This is a genomic window from Streptomyces sp. NBC_00872 (assembly GCF_045161915.1).
GTDB lineage: Bacteria > Actinomycetota > Actinomycetes > Streptomycetales > Streptomycetaceae > Streptomyces.
The window spans coordinates 4,748,455-4,767,841 of the sequence record NZ_CP108806.1 but is presented as its reverse complement, the minus strand read 5'-3'; the positions used below and the strand labels follow the sequence as shown (position 1 = coordinate 4,767,841).

General features: G+C 68.9%; 13 protein-coding genes, 1 tRNA gene and 1 pseudogene. 5 read left to right on the top strand and 10 right to left on the bottom strand.

Going from position 1 to position 19,387, the window contains the following annotated elements; translation table 11 throughout:
- The first annotated feature begins 315 nt into the window (after positions 1-315).
- Positions 316-5,352 (top strand): PAS domain-containing protein, encoded by a 5,037-nt coding sequence (locus OG214_RS20355; RefSeq protein ID WP_405985541.1) that lies wholly within the window; start codon positions 316-318, stop codon positions 5,350-5,352.
- 28 nt (positions 5,353-5,380) lie between these two features.
- On the opposite strand, the gene OG214_RS20350 is transcribed toward OG214_RS20355, so the two are convergent.
- From OG214_RS20350 to OG214_RS20335, 4 genes are all read right to left on the bottom strand, one after another.
- A complete protein-coding gene (locus OG214_RS20350) occupies positions 5,381-6,316 on the bottom strand; it encodes a WD40 repeat domain-containing protein (RefSeq protein ID WP_405985540.1) in 936 nt (311 codons plus the stop codon).
- Positions 6,317-6,441: 125 nt separating this feature from the next.
- On the bottom strand, positions 6,442-8,097 hold the full coding sequence (locus OG214_RS20345) for a long-chain fatty acid--CoA ligase (RefSeq protein WP_405985539.1): 1,656 nt from the start codon (positions 8,095-8,097) through the stop codon (positions 6,442-6,444).
- A 249-nt stretch (positions 8,098-8,346) separates the two neighbouring features.
- On the bottom strand, positions 8,347-8,889 hold the full coding sequence (locus OG214_RS20340) for a SigE family RNA polymerase sigma factor (RefSeq protein WP_363084102.1): 543 nt from the start codon (positions 8,887-8,889) through the stop codon (positions 8,347-8,349).
- Positions 8,890-9,443: 554 nt separating this feature from the next.
- Positions 9,444-9,755, bottom strand: a complete 312-nt coding sequence (locus tag OG214_RS20335; RefSeq protein WP_363084100.1) for a hypothetical protein — start codon at positions 9,753-9,755, stop codon at positions 9,444-9,446.
- Between the two features lie 346 nt (positions 9,756-10,101).
- Here OG214_RS20335 and OG214_RS20330 point away from each other — a divergent pair, with 346 nt between their 5' ends.
- The gene (locus OG214_RS20330; protein WP_405985538.1) at positions 10,102-11,187 is read left to right on the top strand and encodes a bifunctional DNA primase/polymerase; all 1,086 of its coding nucleotides are present in this window, start codon (positions 10,102-10,104) and stop codon (positions 11,185-11,187) included.
- Here OG214_RS20330 and OG214_RS20325 read toward each other — a convergent pair.
- The 5 genes from OG214_RS20325 to OG214_RS20305 form a co-directional block, all read right to left on the bottom strand.
- A complete protein-coding gene (locus OG214_RS20325) occupies positions 11,171-11,704 on the bottom strand; it encodes a histone deacetylase (RefSeq protein WP_405985537.1) in 534 nt (177 codons plus the stop codon). The two genes, OG214_RS20330 and OG214_RS20325, sit on opposite strands and share 17 nt — an antisense overlap.
- Positions 11,705-12,082: 378 nt before the next feature.
- Complete coding sequence (locus tag OG214_RS20320; protein WP_363085743.1) at positions 12,083-12,727, bottom strand: hypothetical protein; 645 nt, start codon at positions 12,725-12,727, stop codon at positions 12,083-12,085.
- Between the two features lie 500 nt (positions 12,728-13,227).
- A complete protein-coding gene (locus OG214_RS20315; protein WP_405985536.1) occupies positions 13,228-13,497 on the bottom strand; it encodes a hypothetical protein in 270 nt (89 codons plus the stop codon).
- 274 nt (positions 13,498-13,771) lie between these two features.
- Positions 13,772-13,858, bottom strand: a tRNA-Ser gene (locus tag OG214_RS20310).
- A gap of 96 nt (positions 13,859-13,954) precedes the next feature.
- Positions 13,955-14,335: a hypothetical protein gene (locus tag OG214_RS20305; protein WP_405985535.1), complete on the bottom strand. Its 381-nt coding sequence runs from the start codon at positions 14,333-14,335 to the stop codon at positions 13,955-13,957.
- Between the two features lie 1,996 nt (positions 14,336-16,331).
- Between OG214_RS20305 and OG214_RS20300 the strand changes: the two are divergent.
- Positions 16,332-16,583 (top strand): annotated as a pseudogene (locus OG214_RS20300) (transposase); the annotation flags it as partial.
- Between the two features lie 99 nt (positions 16,584-16,682).
- On the opposite strand, the gene OG214_RS20295 reads toward OG214_RS20300, so the two are convergent.
- Positions 16,683-17,078 (bottom strand): contact-dependent growth inhibition system immunity protein, encoded by a 396-nt coding sequence (locus OG214_RS20295; RefSeq protein ID WP_405985534.1) that lies wholly within the window; start codon positions 17,076-17,078, stop codon positions 16,683-16,685.
- Positions 17,079-17,336: 258 nt separating this feature from the next.
- On the opposite strand from OG214_RS20295, the gene OG214_RS20290 reads away from it, so the two are divergent.
- Positions 17,337-18,179 (top strand): IS5 family transposase, encoded by an 843-nt coding sequence (locus OG214_RS20290; protein ID WP_331746049.1) that lies wholly within the window; start codon positions 17,337-17,339, stop codon positions 18,177-18,179.
- A gap of 579 nt (positions 18,180-18,758) precedes the next feature.
- Entirely contained in the window at positions 18,759-19,352 is a 594-nt protein-coding gene (locus OG214_RS20285) for a DinB family protein (protein ID WP_363084506.1), read from the top strand.
- The last annotated feature ends 35 nt before the right edge of the window (positions 19,353-19,387 follow it).

The window sequence follows — 19,387 nt, the reverse complement described above, 5'->3', positions numbered from 1 at the left end:
CTCTCGGGTCGCCCGTTCGCGGGTCGCCCGTCGCCCCCGGTCCCGGCCGTCCCGACCGTCCCCGCCCCGGAGCCGGCCCGGAATCACCCGGTCCCGTGAGTGGCCGATGACACTCAGCTAGGACCAGCCCCGGCCGAGCCCGTTCCGGGATCATTCCGGGGTCATTCGCACACAACCCTCATCAAGCTCCGACTCATCCGCCGCCGCGGTCACCTCCCCAGCCCTTAGACTCCCTCCAGTGACATGCCGGGACCCGAGAGGCAAGATGGGTGCGGCCGTCAGCAAGGTGCAGTGGGTCAGGGAGGAAGCGTCGTCGTGAGCAGCAGGCCATCCCGAGGCGCTGCTCGCCTCGCGGCGATACTCGACGCACTCCCCGACGGCTTGGTGCTCGTCAACGCCAACGGCACGGTCGTCAACGCCAACACCATCGCGCTCGAAATGTTCGAGACCCCCGGCACGGCGCTCGTCGGCCGCGGGCTGCTCGATCTGCTGCCCGAGTTCGACTCCAAGCTGATCCCCGGCTCGATGCGCCGCCCCGACGCGGCGGACGCGCGCGGCCGTACGAAGCCGACGCGCATGGTCGCGCGACGTACGGACGGCAGCGAGTTCCCGGCCGAGGTCACCAGCGCGAGCCTGGAGGACGGCAGGGACGCGTACAACGACTCGCACAGCTACACCGGCGACGAGCTGCTGATGCTGGTCGTACGGGATCTCTCCGGCACCATGGACACCGAGGCCGAGCTGGCCCGCTCCCAGCGCCAGACGGAGATGATCCTGCGCGCCGCCTCGGAGGGCGTCGTCGGTACGGACACCGATGGCCGGGTCGTTCTCGTCAACCCCGCCGCCGCGCAGATCCTCGGCTTCCGCGCCAGCGATCTCGGCGGCCATCAGCTCCATCCGCTGATCCTGCACTCGCGCGCGGACGGCGAGCCGTTCCCGTACGAGGACTCACCGCTCGCCGACACGCTCAGGTCGGGACGGAAGCACCGGGTGCGCGGCCAGGTCCTGTGGGCGAAGAACGGCAAGCAGGTCCCGGTCGATCTGACGACCGCGCCGGTACGGGACGGCGACCAGCTCGTCGGCGCCGTGATGACCTTCACCGACCGCCGTCCCTTCGACGACCTCACCAAGCAGCACGCCACCGAGCTGACGGAGGCGACGGAACGGCACACGGCCGAGCTGACCGCCACGACCGACCGCCTCACCGCCGAGCTGACCGGTACGACGGACCGTCTCACCACCGAACTGGCGGAGGCGAACGAACGGCACGCGGCCGAGCTGGCGGACCGCAGCGACCGGTACGCCGCCGAGATCGAGGAGCTGACGGAGCGGTACGGGGAGCTGGCCGGCCGGCACTCCCAGCTCACCGCCGTACTCGGCGAGTCGCTGCGCGGCCCGCTGGAGGAGCTGCGCGGCGAACTGGGCACGCTCGCCGCCGACCCCGCCGGCCAGCTCTGGCCCGAGGCGAACCAGATCCTGCACCACCTGGCCGCCGGATACGCCCGGATGACGACGCTCGTGGACAACGTCCTCGGCTATCAGCGGCTCGACGCCGGCACGGAACAGCTCGCCAAGACGAACGCCCTGCTCGACGGGGTCGTCGCGGCCGGTGTGGAGGGCGCGATCGAGCTGATCGGGCCGGGCCGGGCGCAGTTCGCGGTGCACGCGCCGCCGATCGAGGCCGAGGTGGACGCGCCGCGGCTGGCGACGGCCCTGGCGCATCTCGTCGCCGATGTGGCCGGGGTCGACTCGACCGGCCGGGCCCGGCTGGTGCCGGGCGGTGGCTATGTCGACTCGACGATCGTGGTGGCCGCCGCGCAGCGCGGTGATGTCGTACGGATCGAGGTACGGGGACCGTTCGCCGGTGGCGATCCGGTACATGAGCCGATTGTCCGCGGGATCGTACGAGCACACGGTGGCGTGTTGCAGACGCACGAGATGCCGGGCCTGGGCGGCAGCGCGTACGTACTGGAGCTGCCGCTGGGTGAGGGCGCCGGTACGGTTCCGCCGCCCGCGCCGGTGTCGGCGGGCGCCCAGCCCGCGCTGCCCGCGCAGCAGGGTCCCGGAACACAGCAGCAGGGTCCTGGAACGCAGCAGGCTCCCGGGACCTCGGGCGGCGGCAGGCGGCGCGCGCGGCGGGCGTCCACGGACGCGTTCCTGGAAGGTCCGGGCGAGGACGCCGGGGAGCCCACGGGACGACGGCGGGCGCGCGCGGCCGAGAACGGCCCCGGTGGCACCGGTGCCACCAGTGGCTCCGCCGTGGAAGCACACTCCGCCGTGGACGCACAGCAGGGATCGCAAGGGCAGCAGGGACAGCGAGGGCAGCAGGGTCCGGGGCTGATCCCGGCACAGAATGCCGGCGCGACCGGAGCCGGCTCCGAGGCCGGAACCGGTGGCGGGGGCGGAACCAGTGGCGGGGGCGGTGGTACGGGGCGTCGACGCGGGCGGCCCAGCCCGGCCGAGGACACCTCGGCCGGTGGCGCCGCTGGCGCGGTGCCCACCGCCGGACCGGATACGGCGCCGGGCACCGGGCCGGCCGTCGGGTCGGCCGTGGCGCTGCCCGCCGCCTCGCCCTCCGAAGGGTCGGTCGTCACCGCCGCCGAGGGCGCCCGTCCGACGGGCCGGGCGGCGCTGGGCCAGGCCGTACCGCCGCAGGGTGTGCCGGTGGACGCCGCTGCCGCGGGTACGGGACGCCGGGCGCGGCACGGCGGGCAGAGGGCGCTTCCCGCGCTCCCCTCCGGCCCCTCCGCCGCCGGCCCCTCCGCTGCCGGCGGCTCCGGGCAGGGGGCACCCGCGCCCGCGCCCGCGCCCGCGGTCGGCCCGGGGGAGTCCATGGCGTATCCGACGGCGCCTTCCGCGCCGTTCGCGCCGCCCGCACCACCCGCGCAGATCGCGCCCCCCGTACCGCCCGGACAGTCCGTGCCGGCCGGACAGTCCGTACCGCCCGCGCCGTCCATGCCGGTCGCACCGGCGGCGCCGGGCGCGCCTGCGGCCCAGGTCCCGGGCCCGGTACCGCCTCCGGCGCCCGCCGCGATGCCCGCGCCGCTGCCCCCTGTCCAGCAGGTCCCCGGGCAGTCGGTTCCCGGACACCAGGTCCCCGGACACCAGATTCCCGGTCACCAGGTCCCCGCCGGCGCCTCCGGCGCGCAGCAGCCCGCCGGACGCCGTGCCCGCCGGGCGCTGGCCCCCGCGCAGGAACGGCATCCCGAACGGCCCGCGCCCGCGGAGTCCGAAGGCGCCCGCAGCGCGTTCGCCCTGCCGCCCGCCGCCGCCGACCGCGCTCCGTCGCACGCCCCCTCCCCGGCCATGCCGGGCAGGCCGGGCACGCGTGCTCAGGACGCCTCGCTTCCGGGCCGCCACGATGCCGTACGTACCGAACCGGACGCCGACCACACCCCGCCGCAGGCGCACCCGCTGCCCTCGGGGCGGCGCCGCGGCGCCATGGACACCCAGCACCCCGCGCCGCCCACCTGGCCCGAGAGCGCCGGAGGCGCCGGGAACGGCGGAGGCACCGAGGGCGCGGATCTTCGTACGAGCAGCGGCACCGGTGCCATGCCCGTCGACCCGAACGGCTGGGGGAACCCCGGCCTCGCCGTTCCCGTTCCCGGACAGAACGCGCCTGGACAAGCGGCGCCCGGCCAGGCAGTCCCGGGGCACGCGGTCCCGGGCCATGAGGTCCCGGGGCAGGCGGTCCCCGGCCAGGCGGTTCCCGGTCAGGGCGCGGACCCCGTCTCGAACGGGCCGGGAATGCCCACCACTTCGGGCTTCGGCATGATGACCGGACCGCCGGGATGGCCCGACGAGCCCCGTACGTCCGCGAGCGCGGACGGCCGTACCAGCGGTGACACGGGCAGCATGCCGTCCGCTCAGGCACCCCCGGCAGCCCAGGCCCCGGGCGTTCCGACCACCCCGGGGGCTCCCGTTCCGGGCACTCCTGGTGCTCCGGGCGACTCCGCCGTCACGGATCCTCGGCGTGGCGCTCATCAACCGCTGCCGCCCGCGCTTCCTCTCCCCGAGGAGACCCCGTTCTCCCCGGACTCCACCCAGGGCCGTGCCTTCAGCGTGCGTACCCTCGGCCAGGGCGTGCCCTTCGCACACCAGCCGCCACAGCCGTCACAGCCTCACCAGGCCCCGCAGCCCCACCAGCCACAGGGCCAGAATCCTCAGGGCCAGCATCCGAACCAGGGCCAAGTTCACGGCCAGGGCCAGGGCCAAGGCCAGAGTCAAGGCCAGGGTCAGTCCCTCGGTTCGGGCCAGTCCCTGGGCTCGGGACGACGCCGCAAGCTCGGTACGCCGCCCGCCGACAGCGACGACCGCGCCGAGGCGAACGCCCTGCCTCACTCCCACTCGCCGTCCCACCCCCAGGCCCATCCGCAGCACCAACCGCAGCCGCAGTCACCGGGCCGGCCCCACCACTCCGGCGCGCAGAACCCGCCGCACTCGCCGAACGCTCCCCAGCCCGGCTCCCCCCAGGGCGGCTCCCGGCTGCCCTCCGCCCACGCCGAGGGCCGGTCGTACGCGATCGGCGCCCCCGACGAGGGCGCCGAGGGTCCCGAGCCGCTGGACGGACCCGGCGGCGCGGTCGAGGTCGCCAACCGCCCCCAGCCCCGGCCCGTCGACGACGAACTCCCCCCGGAGCCGCTCGACAACCCCCGTCGACTGCTGGTCTGGCCCGCGCCGGACGTCTCCACCCAGCAGGCGCTCAGCGACCGTGGCTACCGACCGGTGGTCGTGCACTCCCGCGAGGAGGTCGACGCCCAGATCGCCGCCTTCCCCGCGGCGCTCTTCGTCGACCCGCTGACCGGACCGATCACCCGTACCGCCCTCCAGTCGCTGCGCCAGGCCGCGGTCGCCGCCGAGGTCCCCGTACTGGTGACGGCGGGTCTGGGCCAGGCGACCCGGGAAGCGGCGTACGGCGCCGACCCGGCCGTACTCCTCAAGGCCCTGGCCCCGCGCGACAGCGAACAGCATCCGTCACGCGTGCTGTTGATCGAGGAGCACGTGGAGATCGCGCTCGCGCTGACGGCCACCCTGGAGCGGCGCGGTATGCAGGTCGCGCGCGCGGGCACCGACGACGAGGCGGTCGCCCTCGCCTCCCAGATGCGGCCGAACCTCGTGGTCATGGACCTGATGCAGGTACGGCGGCAACGCGCGGGGATCATCGACTGGCTGCGCGCGAACGGCCAGTTGAACCGGACCCCCCTGGTCATATACACCTCGGCGGGAATCGACCGCGCGGAACTGCCCCGGCTCGCCTCGGGGGAGACCGTGCTGTTCCTCGCGGAGCGCTCGACCAGCACCGAGGTCCAGTCCCGAATCGTCGACCTCCTCGCGAAGATCGGTACGAACTGAAGATCGGTACGAACTAGCTCCTGCCCCGTCAGACCAGGCGATGGATGGTCACCTTCCCGGTGTCCGTCCCGGCGGCCAGGAGAGCGCTCCCGTCGGGCAGGGACACAGCGGAGGCATACGATCCGGCGAACGTCTCTTCGAACGGTTCGCCGGACAGCAGGTCCCACTGGCGCACCACGTCCTGGTCCGCGGTGAACAGCCGCATCCGGCCCGACACGGTCGCCGTCGCGATCCGCACGGATTCCCCCGCGGTCGGAATCGGCGGGCCGATCTCTTCTCCGGTCTCGGCGTCCCAGCGGCAGACGACCTCGCCCTCCTCCACCACACCGACGATCAGTGGTCGCCCGTCCTCGGTGTAGGCCGTGGTCAGCATGTTGATGTGGGGAGCGTCGATCTCCGCACCGAACTGCAACTCGCAGAGGTCCCCCTGCCAGCGCCGTACTCCTTCGTAGTCCCCCGTCACGATCAACGTGGGGCCGCCGCGCAATGTCGCCAGGGTCACGACAACCGCATCTCCCACATGCTCCAGCGGAGGGGCCAGGGGGGCGGCCGTGACCGGGTCCCACAGATGCAGGCCGTTCACCCCCATGCCGGCCAGCAGAGGCCGCCCACCGCTCGTCGGTCCTCCGGCGACATCGTAGATCCGGTCCTTCCCGACCACGTCGGCCAGAAGCCGCCCGCTCGCTCCGTTCCACAGGCAGAGCCCGTTCTCGTCCCCGGCCGCGATACGCACGCGCCCGCCCTTGAGCACCAGCGCTTCCAATTCGAATGTTTCGGTGGAAGCGTCCTCGGGGACCTGGAATTCGCGCGTCGGACGGCCGGACCCGACATCCCACCGGGTCAGTCGCCCTGCCGCAGCGGTCACCAACTCCGCCCCACCCGCGGGTGAACGGTAGACCAACGGGAAGACCGGCCCCTCGAAACCGGCGATCTCGATCCCGGACCCGACCCTTTTCGAACGCATCCCATCCTCATCGACGCCCCACGGCTTCGGTCGAGTCGAGCCGCTCCACACCCCCGGATCAACAATCCTGGGGTGATCCAACCGAGGGTGATCCAACCGATCCAACCACCTCAAAGATCAGTTCGTCAGGAGTTCTCGACCCGGGTGACGTCCAGTTCCCCGTCGGCGTACTGCCTGCGGATCACCTTCTTGTCGAACTTCCCGACGCTCGTCTTCGGCACCGCCGCCACCACCGCCCACCGCTCCGGAAGCTGCCACTTCGCGATCTTCCCGGCGAGAAACTCCCTCAGCGCCGCGTAGTCCGCCGTCGCGCCGTCCCTGAGGACGATCGTCGCGAGGGGCCGCTCGCCCCACCTCGCGTCCGGTACGGCCACGACCGCCGCCTCCGTCACCTCCGGGTGAGCCATCAGCGCGTTCTCCAGCTCCACGCTGGAGATCCATTCGCCGCCGGACTTGATGACGTCCTTGGCGCGGTCGGTGAGCGTGAGGTAGCCGTCGGGGCTGATGACCCCGACATCGCCCGTGCGCAGCCAGCCGTCGGGGCTGAACTTGTCCTCGGGCCTGATCGGTTCGCTGCCCGCGCCGCCGTAGTAGGCACCCGCGATCCATGGGCCGCGTACCTCCAGCTCACCGGCCGACTCCCCGTCCCAGGGCAGGAAGTCGCCACTGGGCCCGGCGAGACGGGCCTCGACACCGGCCGGGAAACGGCCCTGGGTGATGCGGTACGGCCACTCCTCGTCGGCGGTGAGACCGGCGGGCGGGTCGGACATCGTGCCGAGCGGCGACGTCTCCGTCATGCCCCAGGCGTGACAGAGCCGTACACCGAGCTTGTCGTACGCCTCCATCAGCGACGGCGGACAGGCCGAACCGCCAATGGTGACACGGGCCATGGAGGTGAGATCGCGGGGGCGCGCGGTGACCTCGGCGAGCAGTCCCTGCCAGATGGTGGGGACTGCGGCGGCGTGCGTGGGCCGCTCGCGTTCGATCATCTCGGCGAGCGGGCCGGGCTGGAGGAAACGGTCGGGCATCAGCATGTTCACGCCGGTCATAAAGGTGGCGTGGGGCAGGCCCCAGGCGTTCACATGGAACTGCGGTACGACGATCAGGGTGGTGTCCCTGTCCGACAGCCCCATCGACTCCGCCATATTGACCTGCATGGAGTGCAGATAGATCGAGCGGTGCGAGTAGACGACACCCTTGGGGTCCCCGGTGGTGCCGGAGGTGTAGCACATGGCCGCGGCGGACCGCTCGTCCAGCTCGGGCCAGTCGAACGTGGTGGGACGGCCGGCGATCAGCTCCTCGTACTCGTGCACCCGCGCGGACGCCCCGTCGAGCGGCGCGCGGTCGCCGGGACCGGAGACGACGACATGCTCGACGGTCGGCAGATGGGGGAGGAGCGGGGCGAGGAGCGGCAGCAGCGAACCGTTCGCGAACACCACGCGGTCGGCGGCGTGATTGACGATCCAGACGAGCTGCTCGGGCGGGAGCCGGAGATTGAGGGTGTGGAGGATCGCGCCCATGGAGGGGATCGCGAGATACGCCTCGACATGTTCGGCGTTGTTCCACATCAGCGTGGCAAGACGCTCGTCGGGGCCGACGCCGAGTTCATCGCGCAGGGCGTTGGCGAGCCGTGTCGCGCGCTCCCCGACCTCGGCGAAGCTGCGGCGCTCCGGCTCGTGCCCGCCGGTCCAGGTGGTGACCTGTGACGCTCCATGGATGGTCATCCCGTGGTGCAAGATGCGGCTCACAGTCAGCGGTACGTCCTGCATGGTGCTCAGCACGGCGTCCTCCCGGTAGGCGCTAGCGCTCCGTCGCGCTATGGGTTGCGGAGATTCTGCGCACGTACCGCGCGGTATGTCACTAGCCGGGAGTAGAAACGGCGAGGTCTGTGGGTATCCAGGGCTGCGCGTCTGCGGGGCTGCGGGTCTGTTGTCGGTGAACGGTTGTCGGTGAACGGATCTCGGGTGAACGGACAGGCGGGGGCGTACGCGGTGGCATAGGCGTACGCGGTGGCGTAGACGGACGGGGCGTCAGCGGACCGGGGAGAGATCCGGGTCCTCGCGGAGCTTGCCGAGCGCACGGGACACCGCGCTCTTGACCGTACCGATCGAGACCCCGAGCACCTCGGCGGTCTGGGCCTCGCTGAGATCCTCGTAGTAACGGAGGACGACCATCGCGCGCTGACGGTCGGGCAGTTTCATCACCGCGCGCCACATCGCGTCGTGCAGCACCTGCTGGTCGGCGGGGTCCGGCTCCGGCAGGCCCTCGGGCTCGGGCAGTTCCTCGCAGGCGAACTCGTCGATCTTGCGCTTGCGCCACTGCGAGGTACGGGTGTTCAACAGAGCGCGGCGGACATAACCGTCCAGGGCGCGATGGTCCTCGATCCGGTCCCAGGCGACATACGTCTTGGTGAGGGCCGTCTGCAACAGGTCCTCGGCGTCGCACGGGTTGGAGGTGAGGGAACGGGCGGCCCTCAGCAGCACGGGCCCCCGCGCCCGTACGTACGAGGAGAACGATGCGTAGGCCGGGCGGGCCGGGTGAGCCTGGTAGGTCGGGTGAGCCTGATGGGGCAAGTGAGCCTGATGAGTTGGATGGGCCTGATGGGTCGGATGGGTCGGATGGACGGGACGCGGCGCGGCCGACGCGTACGGTGCGGGCGGCGCGTGCTGTACGTAGGGCTCGTACGGCGCGTACGGCGCGGGCGGAACCGGCTTGGCGGCCGTCGAGGCGCTCGTGCAGACAGGCGTGGTCATGGCTCCACGCTAGAAGTGAGCCCCACCTCGGGGGATCGGCCCCAGGTCCCGAAGAGATGTCCGCCTCAGGGTGTAGGGGTGGTGCCGGCTCCACCTCCTGTAGGTGGAGAAGGGATGAGGGAGGCCATCAGGGTCGACCCGGGCCACGAGCCGTACGGCCACGGCGCGGGCACCTGCCCAGGCACCGCACAGACACCCGCACAGACACCCGCGCGGACAGCCGCGCGGACAGCCGCCGGGCACCGCCCAGGCACCGCCCAGGCACCCGTACAGCCGGGCGCTCCCGCCCACACGACGGACTGCGCGACGGCACCGAAGTGCCGCCGCGCAGAACACCGTTCACCCCTCAGTCACGCCCCCCGTCGGGCCGTATGTCACCAGTGGCTGGCGAAGTTCACCGCGATGTTCTCGTTGGACTGGTCGATGGTCGTGAAGCCCGCACCGATCACGTTGGCCGTGTTGTTCTGGTTGGACGCGCCGGCTCCGGTCGCCACCTGCTGCGTGGTGGTCGAGTTGCCGAAGTTGTGGCCACCCACGCCACCGCCGGCCAGCGTCGCGACGCTCGCGTTCCACTCGTTGTCGGAGAAGGCGTCGTCGTCGGCCTGGGCCACACCGGTGAAGAGCGCGGCGGCGAGGGGCAGCGCGGCGACAGCGGCGAAGGCACGAGCGGTACGGAAGCTTGCCATGTCAGTTCCTCCAGGAACGAAGTACGGGTGTTTCCAAGGCAGTTGGCCGACCACCTCGGCGTTGTGACGACGTCGCGACCTCAGAATTGCCCACCGCATCCCTCGCGAACCACCCCGGAGTCACTGATTCCCTCGCAAGCGTGAGGACAAGTCGATAAACCCCTATGCGCCCCCAAAACCGCAGTTCACCCCTCAAGGTATCGACAAGTCCCCACAGCAAGGAGAAGAAGAGCGGCCCCGCAAGCTGGTCCTGGAGGAGGTGAATCGTTTCACCGTCACCCTCACCGACGGTACGGACGGCCCATCCCCCCTTCCCTTCTTCGAACGCTTGTACGAACATAGAAACATGGCCACTACCGCCCGGCACCCCGCCACCCTGGCCCTCGCTCATGCGCTGTCCGCCGCCGAACGTGGGCTTCCCGTCATCCCCCTGTCCCCCACCAAGCTCCCGGCCCTGCGCTCCCCCCACCGGGACGAGCCCGAACGGATCCGCTGCCGTGGCGAGTGCGGGCTGCTGGGCCATGGCGTCCACGACGCCACCACCGACCCCACCGGCGTACGCGCTCTCTTCGCCGCCGCACCCTGGGCGACCGGTTACGGCATCGCCTGCGGGCGTCCACCGCACCAGCTCATCGGCATCGATCTCGACGTGAGCCCGCAGAGGGGGACGGGATCGGCACCGGAACGGACACCAGGACCGGCGTTCGACTCGACGCCGGGCATACCCCCGGACCTGCCGCCGGCCCCAGGCCTGACGCCGGGCATGCCCCCGGACCTGCCGCCGGCCCTGACGCCGGACCTGCACGGGGGCAGGTCCGCGGACCTGCCCCCAGGCCCCATCCCGAGCCCCACCCCGGACGCGCCTCCGGACCCCATCCCGAGCCCCACCCCGGACTCGATGGCCGCGCTCCAGCAGTTGGCCCTCCAGCATCTGTTCACGCTGCCGGAGACCGTGGTCGTTCTGACACCCAGCGGTGGCCGGCACATCTGGCTGACGGGCCCGCCGAACGTCGTCGTGCCCAACTCCGCCGGCCGGCTCGCCCCCGGCATCGACGTACGCGGCGCGGGCGGCTATCTGGTGGGACCCGGCTCGGTCACGGCCCGCGGCGCCTATCGGCCGGCCCCGGGTACGGAGGGCCTCGCACCCGCGCCCTGCCCCCGCGCGCTGCTGCGTCTGCTCACACCTCCGGCCCGCGCGCACCACCGCCGGGACCAGCCCGCGCGGGGCGACGGCCTGGTGCAGTTCGTACGAGCGGCACACGAGGGTCAGCGCAACACCCGGCTCTTCTGGGCCGCCTGCCGCGCCTACGAACACGGTTTCGGCGACGCACTCGTGGAACCGCTCGTCGACGCCGCCGTACGAACGGGTCTGGCCGAACACGAAGCGCGCGCCACCATCGCCTCAGCGGCCCGCCTCACGACCCGCCCATGACGCTGCCGTCGCTGCCGTCGCTGTCGGCGCTGAGATCAGCGACGAGATCAGCGACCTCACGGGCGGTCCACGAGCCGGCCGCGCCGGGGCACGCGGCGAGATAGCGCGCGACGGCCGGCATGTCCCAGGCGCCCGCCTCCAGCAGTCCGCGCGACAGGACCCTGAGGTAGGAGGCGGAAGGCCTGTTCCAGCTCAGATCGTGCACACCCCATGGAGCGGTGAACGTGAGCATCGGCACCCCGTCCATCGTTCCCGGGCATACGAGGGTTTCGTACCGCCCGGTCCCGAGCTCCGCCCTGCCCCGGCTCAGCGCCTCCGACAGATCCAGCTCGGCCCCCGGCCGCCGGTACATCTCCTGTGCGGCGATGTCCGAGAACTGCTCGGCGGACACCAGGTGCGCCCTGGCGAAGACCCGCCCCGAAGCCCCGGGGTCGTAGAACGCCCTTCCCCCCGTCCACACGGACGACTCGGTCGCGAAGTACACGACTCCCTTGAGCTCTACCGGCACCGAGGCCATGGGCAATCTCCGGTCCCGACAGCCCGGATACTCCCGAGCCGCCCCCGCCGGCCGACCGCCGGCGATATAGCAGGAGAGCCGTTCAAGATCCATATTGGATCCGTACGCCACGTACCAGACCCGCTCCGCCAAACCCTCACCACTTTCAAGCCCCTGAACACCGACATAGGGACCGACCACAGCCCCGCCCATCAACCCACAACCCCACCCATCGAACACCTCGCCCCCCTCCACACGCCCCCAAACCCGGAGGGCGCGCCTCCATCCCGGAGGCGCGCCCTCTGACCAGCTACTTCTACTTCTACTTCTCTGACGTGGTCCACCTCAGGCCCAGATCCTGAGGATCTGACCGGATACGGGCCACATCAGCCGGCTGAATCAGCCCGCGCGACGCGTCTTGACGCCGTCGACCTCGAAGTCGTAGATGTTGTGATTGATCCGGAGCCCGTCGACAGCGCCGATCCACATGAAGTCGCGGCCCTTGCCGACCGCGGCGGTGTAGATGGTCGGCTTGGCGCCGCCGTCGTTGAGCGAGGCCTTCACCTGCGCGAAGGTGCACTGGGCGGCCTGAGTACAGGCGGTCTCGTTGCCCGTGAGGTACCAGAAGCCGGTCGAGGTGGCATCGAGGAACGGGCTCCAACGGTCCGTCACCGGCGACGCGTCCGGCACCCACACCAGCGTGGAGTAGTTGTCGGCCGGATGCGCGCTCACATTCGGATCGATCTCGAACCGGATGTTCGGCATGTTCTCCGCGCCCCCGTAGCCGACGTTCTCGCCGGTCTGGAAGACGCGGAACCCGACCTTCTTCAGGCCCAGCACCGGATCGCCGAAGAAGTCGACCTCGTTGCCGAAGTCGACCTTCTCACTCGGAGGAGTCAGCGAGGTGGAGTCGTCCGCCACCTCGATTCCCAGGCTGCCCCGTCCATAGGGCGGCCTGGCGGAGGGTCCCTGCACGCCGAACGAGCCGAACGGGCCGTCCCTCAGAGCGGCGACGGGAGAGCCGATCGTGTTACGGGTGATCACACCCCAGTGTTCTGAGCGCGATCGATTTCCGTCTCCGGCAGCAGACGCCGATCCTGGGACGGTCGAGGCGACGATCGCGGCCAGCGCTGCAACCACAAGCGCCTTTGTCCGACTCACGCCAAAGCGAGCGTTCACACTCACTCCTTCCGAGCAATTGAAGGGCCAGACACACGCCGACACCCGGCCGACGCGACGGACGCCACCGTATCTGACCCTCAGTAGCCACAGCAGCCGCGACATACTCATACATATAGGATTATTTAACCCCCCAACGCACTGACCAGCTCGAAGATACATAACTCTCAGTGCCGAAACACTCCGTCAAACAACCCAGCCCGCCACCCCGGACGGCCACCTCTTCCACGCGACCCGCGGCGAACGCGTCCGCTCCACCAGGTACTGCGAGATCCACAAAGAGGCCCACGAACAGGCACACACGCCGGAATCACCCTCGGGATCAAGGCCGGAGTCGAACCCCCGAAGCAGCGACGGGTTGCCCTCTACGCCTCATCTTCTTCCAGACCGAAGCTCTCCGGCAGGTCCCTCATAGCGGCGCGCACATCAGGTCGCGACTCATGCTCCGCCACTTCCCGGAAGAGCGCCGCCAGTCTCACACGGTCGGCCGGTGGAAGTTGATCAAACGCGTAGGCAAGATCCTCAAACCATCCGGTGGCAAGGTCGGGGTCCACTTCTTCGTCACTCGTCATGTCGATGCTGGTGATCAGCCGGGCCAGGACGGTGGCGAGCGTGGTCAACAGTCCGTCATTCACTGCCCGTACCCCTCCTGCGGTTCGACGAGCGCAGCGTACAGAGGCGCCGGCGCGGGCAGTGGAAGCGATCGGCCTTGGGAAGCTGCGATCATTTGCGGCCGGTTTGGACGCGTGATTCTCCGCATGCTCGATCACGGCTTCTGGGGGACGACTGGGGGACGAACACTGATCCAAAGCGGTCCACAGGGAAGAAGCAGTAGGACAGGACTCAACGCAAAAGAGGTATCTCCCAGTCGGAGACACCCCTTCTGACCAGCATCTACGCTGACATGCGCGGTGGGTGTGGGATTTGAACCCACGGTGACATCACTGCCACGACGGTTTTCAAGACCGTTCCCTTAGGCCGCTCGGGCAACCCACCTCGGCCCCGTCCACCAGGGGCGGAGCGCCTACAGCCTACCGGCTGCCGGATCTCGCCGTGCCGCACTGGCCAGAGGATGGCCACGCCCCACGGATCTCACGTACGAGTCTCACTGTCACGCCGAGCCGAGGGCAACAGAAGGTCCCGCTCGGGATGGTTGTCACCGGTGACCTTCCCCTGCACTCCGAGATCCACCCGAGCGGCCTCATGGAACTGGTTGATCTCCCGGAAGACGACACGATTGCGCTCGCGCCACTCCTCCAAGGCGCCCACCGTCTTCCCGGTCGCCTGCCAGTCGACGGCAAGGGCAGCAGCATTCAACTCATGCGCGGCCTCCACCACCTCGTCCCCGCCGAGCAACATGATCTGCTCGAACGACCGCCCGCGGTGGCGCTCAGCCTCAGCCAACTCCGCGACCATCTCCACCTCGGAGTGTTCACTCCGTCGAAGCCCTTCCCTGTGCTCATAGAGCCGCACAGCAAGGAAGATCCCCGCCCGGACCCGGTCTACATAGCCGCTGTAGGCGTCAAGCTTGCGGTCGTCTCACCGCGTAAGCAGCCCCCGCCGATGCCAGCCACGCTCCACCACGTAGTTGGTGCGGTGCGTCGTCAGCGTGCCCAACAGCACGACTGCGTCGGTTACGAGTTGCTCCGGGTCCCCAACCCATCCCCCAACCAACAGACTCATCGTCTCCTTCAAGGCCTCCTGGAACTTGACGAGCCGCGCGGCGGACGTCGTATCCGCGAGAAAAGCGTGGCGCCCCGCTGTCCCTGTTGAACAGCGACAGCGGGGCGCCAACTCGCAGGTGCTCGTGGCGCACGATGATGCGGGTGCCGACCGGACAGCCTCCCGGGCTGGATGCTGGGCCTGCTCGGTCAGGGCTCGAGTCGCGTGACCGGTTGCGCATTCTTCCCAATGGCTACCGATCGAGCATTCAACCTCTCAGGATCGAGAGGCCGAAACTCGCTAGCTACCGCCATCGTTTCGGAATATTGGCGATCTGAGAAAGCAGATCCCAGTCCATCGGCTTGGCCTTCGGGTCCTGCCAATGAGCTCCATTGGCAACCCACAGAGCTCTGTAGTTTCGAGCCTTCTCCAGATCTTCATCCTCGAGCCCTGACTCCATTCCGCAACAGTTACAGATCACGCTTTGAGGAAAGATGTCCACCCACGTTGACACATCCTCAAAGTCGTATCCGCACACACGGCAGAAATATTCACTCCCGCCATTCATCGCCACTCCTGTGAAATATTGGAAATCTGCAACAGCAGATCCCAATTCGCTGGCCTTTCATGGCGGATGTGCCACTTAGCGCCGCCACCAAGCCAATATCCCCGGTACTCCCGAATGCTCGATACAATCACATCCGATATATCCGATTCATTTCCGCAGCAAGGACAGACGGCTGCCGTCGGCCACCCTCTCTCCCAGAAAATCTCGTCGTCAAATCCGCAGACGCGGCAGACGGATTCCTCTTCAGGGCCTGGCGGCTGTCCCCATGCCGGTGCCTCTTCTGTCATTTCCCTCACCCCACCCCGTCCCCCGCATGCGAACCAGCGTTCCCTTTGCTCCTGGGCCCTCAGGTAACCCTCGAGTGTTGGCTACCTCCCCGTGTCAAACCCCCGCAGGTTATTCGGGCTCTTGGGCGCCGGCCTATTCATGCTCTTCGGCAGACCCCCTCCATCGTATGCCACGAGGGTATTTCTTCTCACTTCGCAAACAACGTAGCCGTTCGCATTTCCACTCCTATCCAGGCGATCCCAGATGCGATATCCCTGGGGAGGTTGAGGGAGAGTTGCGGGCCCCCTCAGCAGATGTGCGTGTTCCACGTACTCTCATGGGGTTTTCAGCTCGGGGAACTCGGTTTTGTGAAGCGACCAGTGGTACGCCGCGTTCGTAGCGTTTCCGCGCCTTCTGCTCGCAGCCCAGATATGACCGACTTCACCTGAAGCGCGCTGAGTCTTGATGAACGCTTCGACAGCATGTGCGCCATTCTTTCCTCATTTTCCGGCGGTGGCTCCCCACTCGACGACGGGGATGGCAGCGGCGCAGGAAAGCCCGCTGTTCCAGGCGTCTCCTTCGGCTCCGTACCAGCCGCAGTGATCAGGCCGGCCCATTCGCCGCTCACGGGAACGAGGCCGACCACGTCGAGAGTGAAGTGTCCGGCCCCGCTAAGGATGTCCCAGAAGCTGATGTCGCCCTCGGCTACGGCGTCCGCGAACGCGTCCTCATCTCATGGAGTTCAGCCGGGTCTACGGCGAGAGCGAGACGGGGGTGGTTTCCGTTGGCTCGGTCCATCTGGACCATTCCGAGTCGGCGCACCGGGTCCGTCCACTTCTGCTGAGGCGGGACGTCCGGCTGCCGACCGGAATCGGACAGGATTCATGTTCCGTCTCTGTCGATCCGGTCCCTGTCTCAGACCGCGTTTGAGATCTGCCGTGTCCCTTTGTTGGAGGGGTCGTTGAGCACGCTGTGAGCGGTGCTGGGGGTGGGTATCCGTCGGACTTGACGGATGAGCATTGGGCGTTGGTGGAGCCGTTGCTGCCGCCAGCAAGGGTAGGGCCGAAGGGCGGACGGCGGGAGAAGCATCCGCGGCGGCCGTTCGTGGACGCGTTCTTCTACGTCGTGCGGACCGGCTGCGCTTGGCGGCAATTGCCGAAGGATTTCGCGCCGTGGCCGACCGCCTACTGGTACTTCACGTGGTGGCACGACGACGGAACGGTCGAACGCATCCACAACGCACTGCGCGGCCAGACCGCGCCCGCTTGTGCGGCAGCCGCCCTCGTATGCAACGCGATCACACCGGCCCGACCGCCGCAGCATCTACCGAGCCAGGAAACGCGCGACCTCCTGATTCAAGGACGGCGGCAGATCGCTCAGTTCCGAGACGATCACTCCCAGCTTCTGGCCGAGCTCGGGCCTCTCTTTCCAAACGGCTGGACTTCTCGTCAGAACAGCGGACAGCAGGTCGCCCTCGTACATGTCGCCCTCGGTCATCGGATCGTCCCGCAGCACTTCCAGCGCGAGCGGCAGAAGAAGGGCGAGCCCCACGTCCTGCCCGATCAACAGCCGCATGTCCTCGACGGTCAGCTCGCCGATCGGCCGACTCCGAAGGGCATGCACCATTGCCACAAGTCGGCTCGCATCGGTCGGCGGGGCCGGCCAGGGATCGCGCTCAAGCGCCTCCAGGGAGCAGTCACGTTCTACGAGTCGAGTCACCGGTCGATCGTCCCACGCCGCAGATCTCAAACGCGGTCTCAAAGAGCGTTTTGTCCCGACAGGGGTGCTTTATTGCGATTCAGGAAGCGGACAGCTTGGGTTCGGCTGAGGTAGTGGGCGTCTGGTGTGGCAGGTGGGGTGGTTGGAGCCCTTCGATGGTCCGCTTCCGTACCTTCGCTCCTGTCTGATCCCAACACGCCCCCGGTCAAACCTGTTTGCGCCCTGTGACGGGACGGCGGGCACCGCTACTACAGAAACATGCCTCGCAGACAGCGGCCGTATCCGAGTGACCTGTCCGATGCCCGTTGGGGACTGCTGGAACCGACTCTGACAGCCTGGCGGACCGAACGGAGAGGGAAGGGCCTGGACATCGGCCGGCCGCCCGAGCATGACCTGCGCCGGATCATGGAAGCGATCCTCTACGTCGACCGGACCGGGATCCCGTGGAGGTATCTGCCGCACGACTTCGCCCCGTGGGAAACCGTCTACGGATACTTCGCCGCCTGGCAGAAGGACGGCGTCTTCGACCAGCTCAACGGACTCCTGCGACGGCTGGTTCGGGAGGCAGAAGGCCGCGACGCCGAGCCCAGCGCCTGCATCGTCGATGCCCAGAGCATCAAGACCTCAGCCAACGTGCCCGCGGCCGGCCAGGGCATCGACGCGGGCAAGAAGATCGCAGGCCGCAAACGTCACATCGGCGTCGACACACTCGGCCTCCTGCTGGCCGTGCTGGTCACAGCCGCCAGCGTCTCCGACAACGCCGGCGGCATCCACGTGCTCTCGAATATCGCCGCCGCCCACCCCCGCATCACCAAGGCCTGGGCCGACACCGGCTACCGCACCAGGGTCATCGACCACGGCGCCCGCCTCGGGATCGACGTCGAGGTCACCCGCCGCGACCCTGCCCAGAAGGGTTTCAAGGTGATTCCGCGACGCTGGGTCATCGAGCGAACCTTCGGCTGGCTCATGCACCACCGTCGCCTCGCCCGCGACTACGAGACCCACCCGCACCGCTCCGAAGCCATGATCAAGGTGGCCATGGTCGACCTAATAAGCCGACGGCTCACCCGCGAATCGACCCCGAACTGGCGCGACACCTGAGCACACCAAGTCAGGAGGCGGGGCCCTGAGCAGGGCACTGCCAGTCGGCCGAGTCGATTGCGCTCCCCTCCGCGTTGCTGAGGTGGAAGCAGTTGCCATTGACCCACACCGTGACCGATTCGGGCCGATGATCGACCCGGAAAGGTTCGTCCCCACGCAGAGTCCCGGACCATGAACCATCCGCTGCAGGCGAGTGGGTGACAACGACCCATGTCTCCTTCGGGAGAATCTGGTGCGTCTCCGCCCAGGGCTCCACGGTCAGCTCCAGTGCTGCCTCACCACCATTGCTGATCAGCAGTCGAGCTGTTCCCCCCACTGCCCATTCCCGGCATCCCTCCTTGCCCCTACGGGCGATCCCGCACGCAATCACAGACCCTACGGACCCACGCGACCCGATCGTCACACAAGCACGATCACCTGAAGCCGCCTGGCCGCCCGAACTATCAAACAGCCTTGCCAGGACAAAACGCTCTCTCAGGCGGTTCGGTCCGATTCACTCACTGCGCCGGACGATCCCGTTTCCCGCGAGCAGTGGACAAAGCCGTTGGACAGAGATCACGCGAGCGGCAGACTTGCCACATGACCGCATCGGATCCCAAGGCTGACCTTCGCTTTTACCTGCAGTCCGCCCGCGATGCCCTGCTGTGGAAGCTCGAAGGGCTCTCGGAGTACGACGTCCGCCGCCCGCTGACGCCTACGGGCACCAACCTCTTGGGTCTGGTGAAACACGCCGCCGGCGTGGAGCTGGGGTACCTCGGTGAGACCTTCGGACGGCCGTCCGGCGAAGTGCTCCCCTGGCTCGAATCCGATAGTGAGCCCAACGCGGACATGTGGGCCACCGCCGACGAGTCACGAAGGCACATCGTGGAGCTCTACCGCCGAGCGTGGGCGCACGCGGACGCGACGCTCGACGCGCTGGCGCTGGACACGGTCGGCAGAGTGCCATGGTGGCCGGGCGGCAGGGACGAGGTGACGTTGCATCATGCCGTGGTGCGTGTGATCGCTGACACGCACCGGCACGCGGGGCACGCCGATATCGTCCGGGAACTCGTCGACGGTGCCGTGGGGATGAACAAGGGCAACGACGGCATGGCGCCGGGCGACTCGGCGTGGTGGGAGAACTATCGGAGCCGACTGGAGCGTGCGGCTCAGGAAGCCGGCCGAGACACGTAACCTCGGACCGGTCACCCGCGGCAGCGTCCGGCATC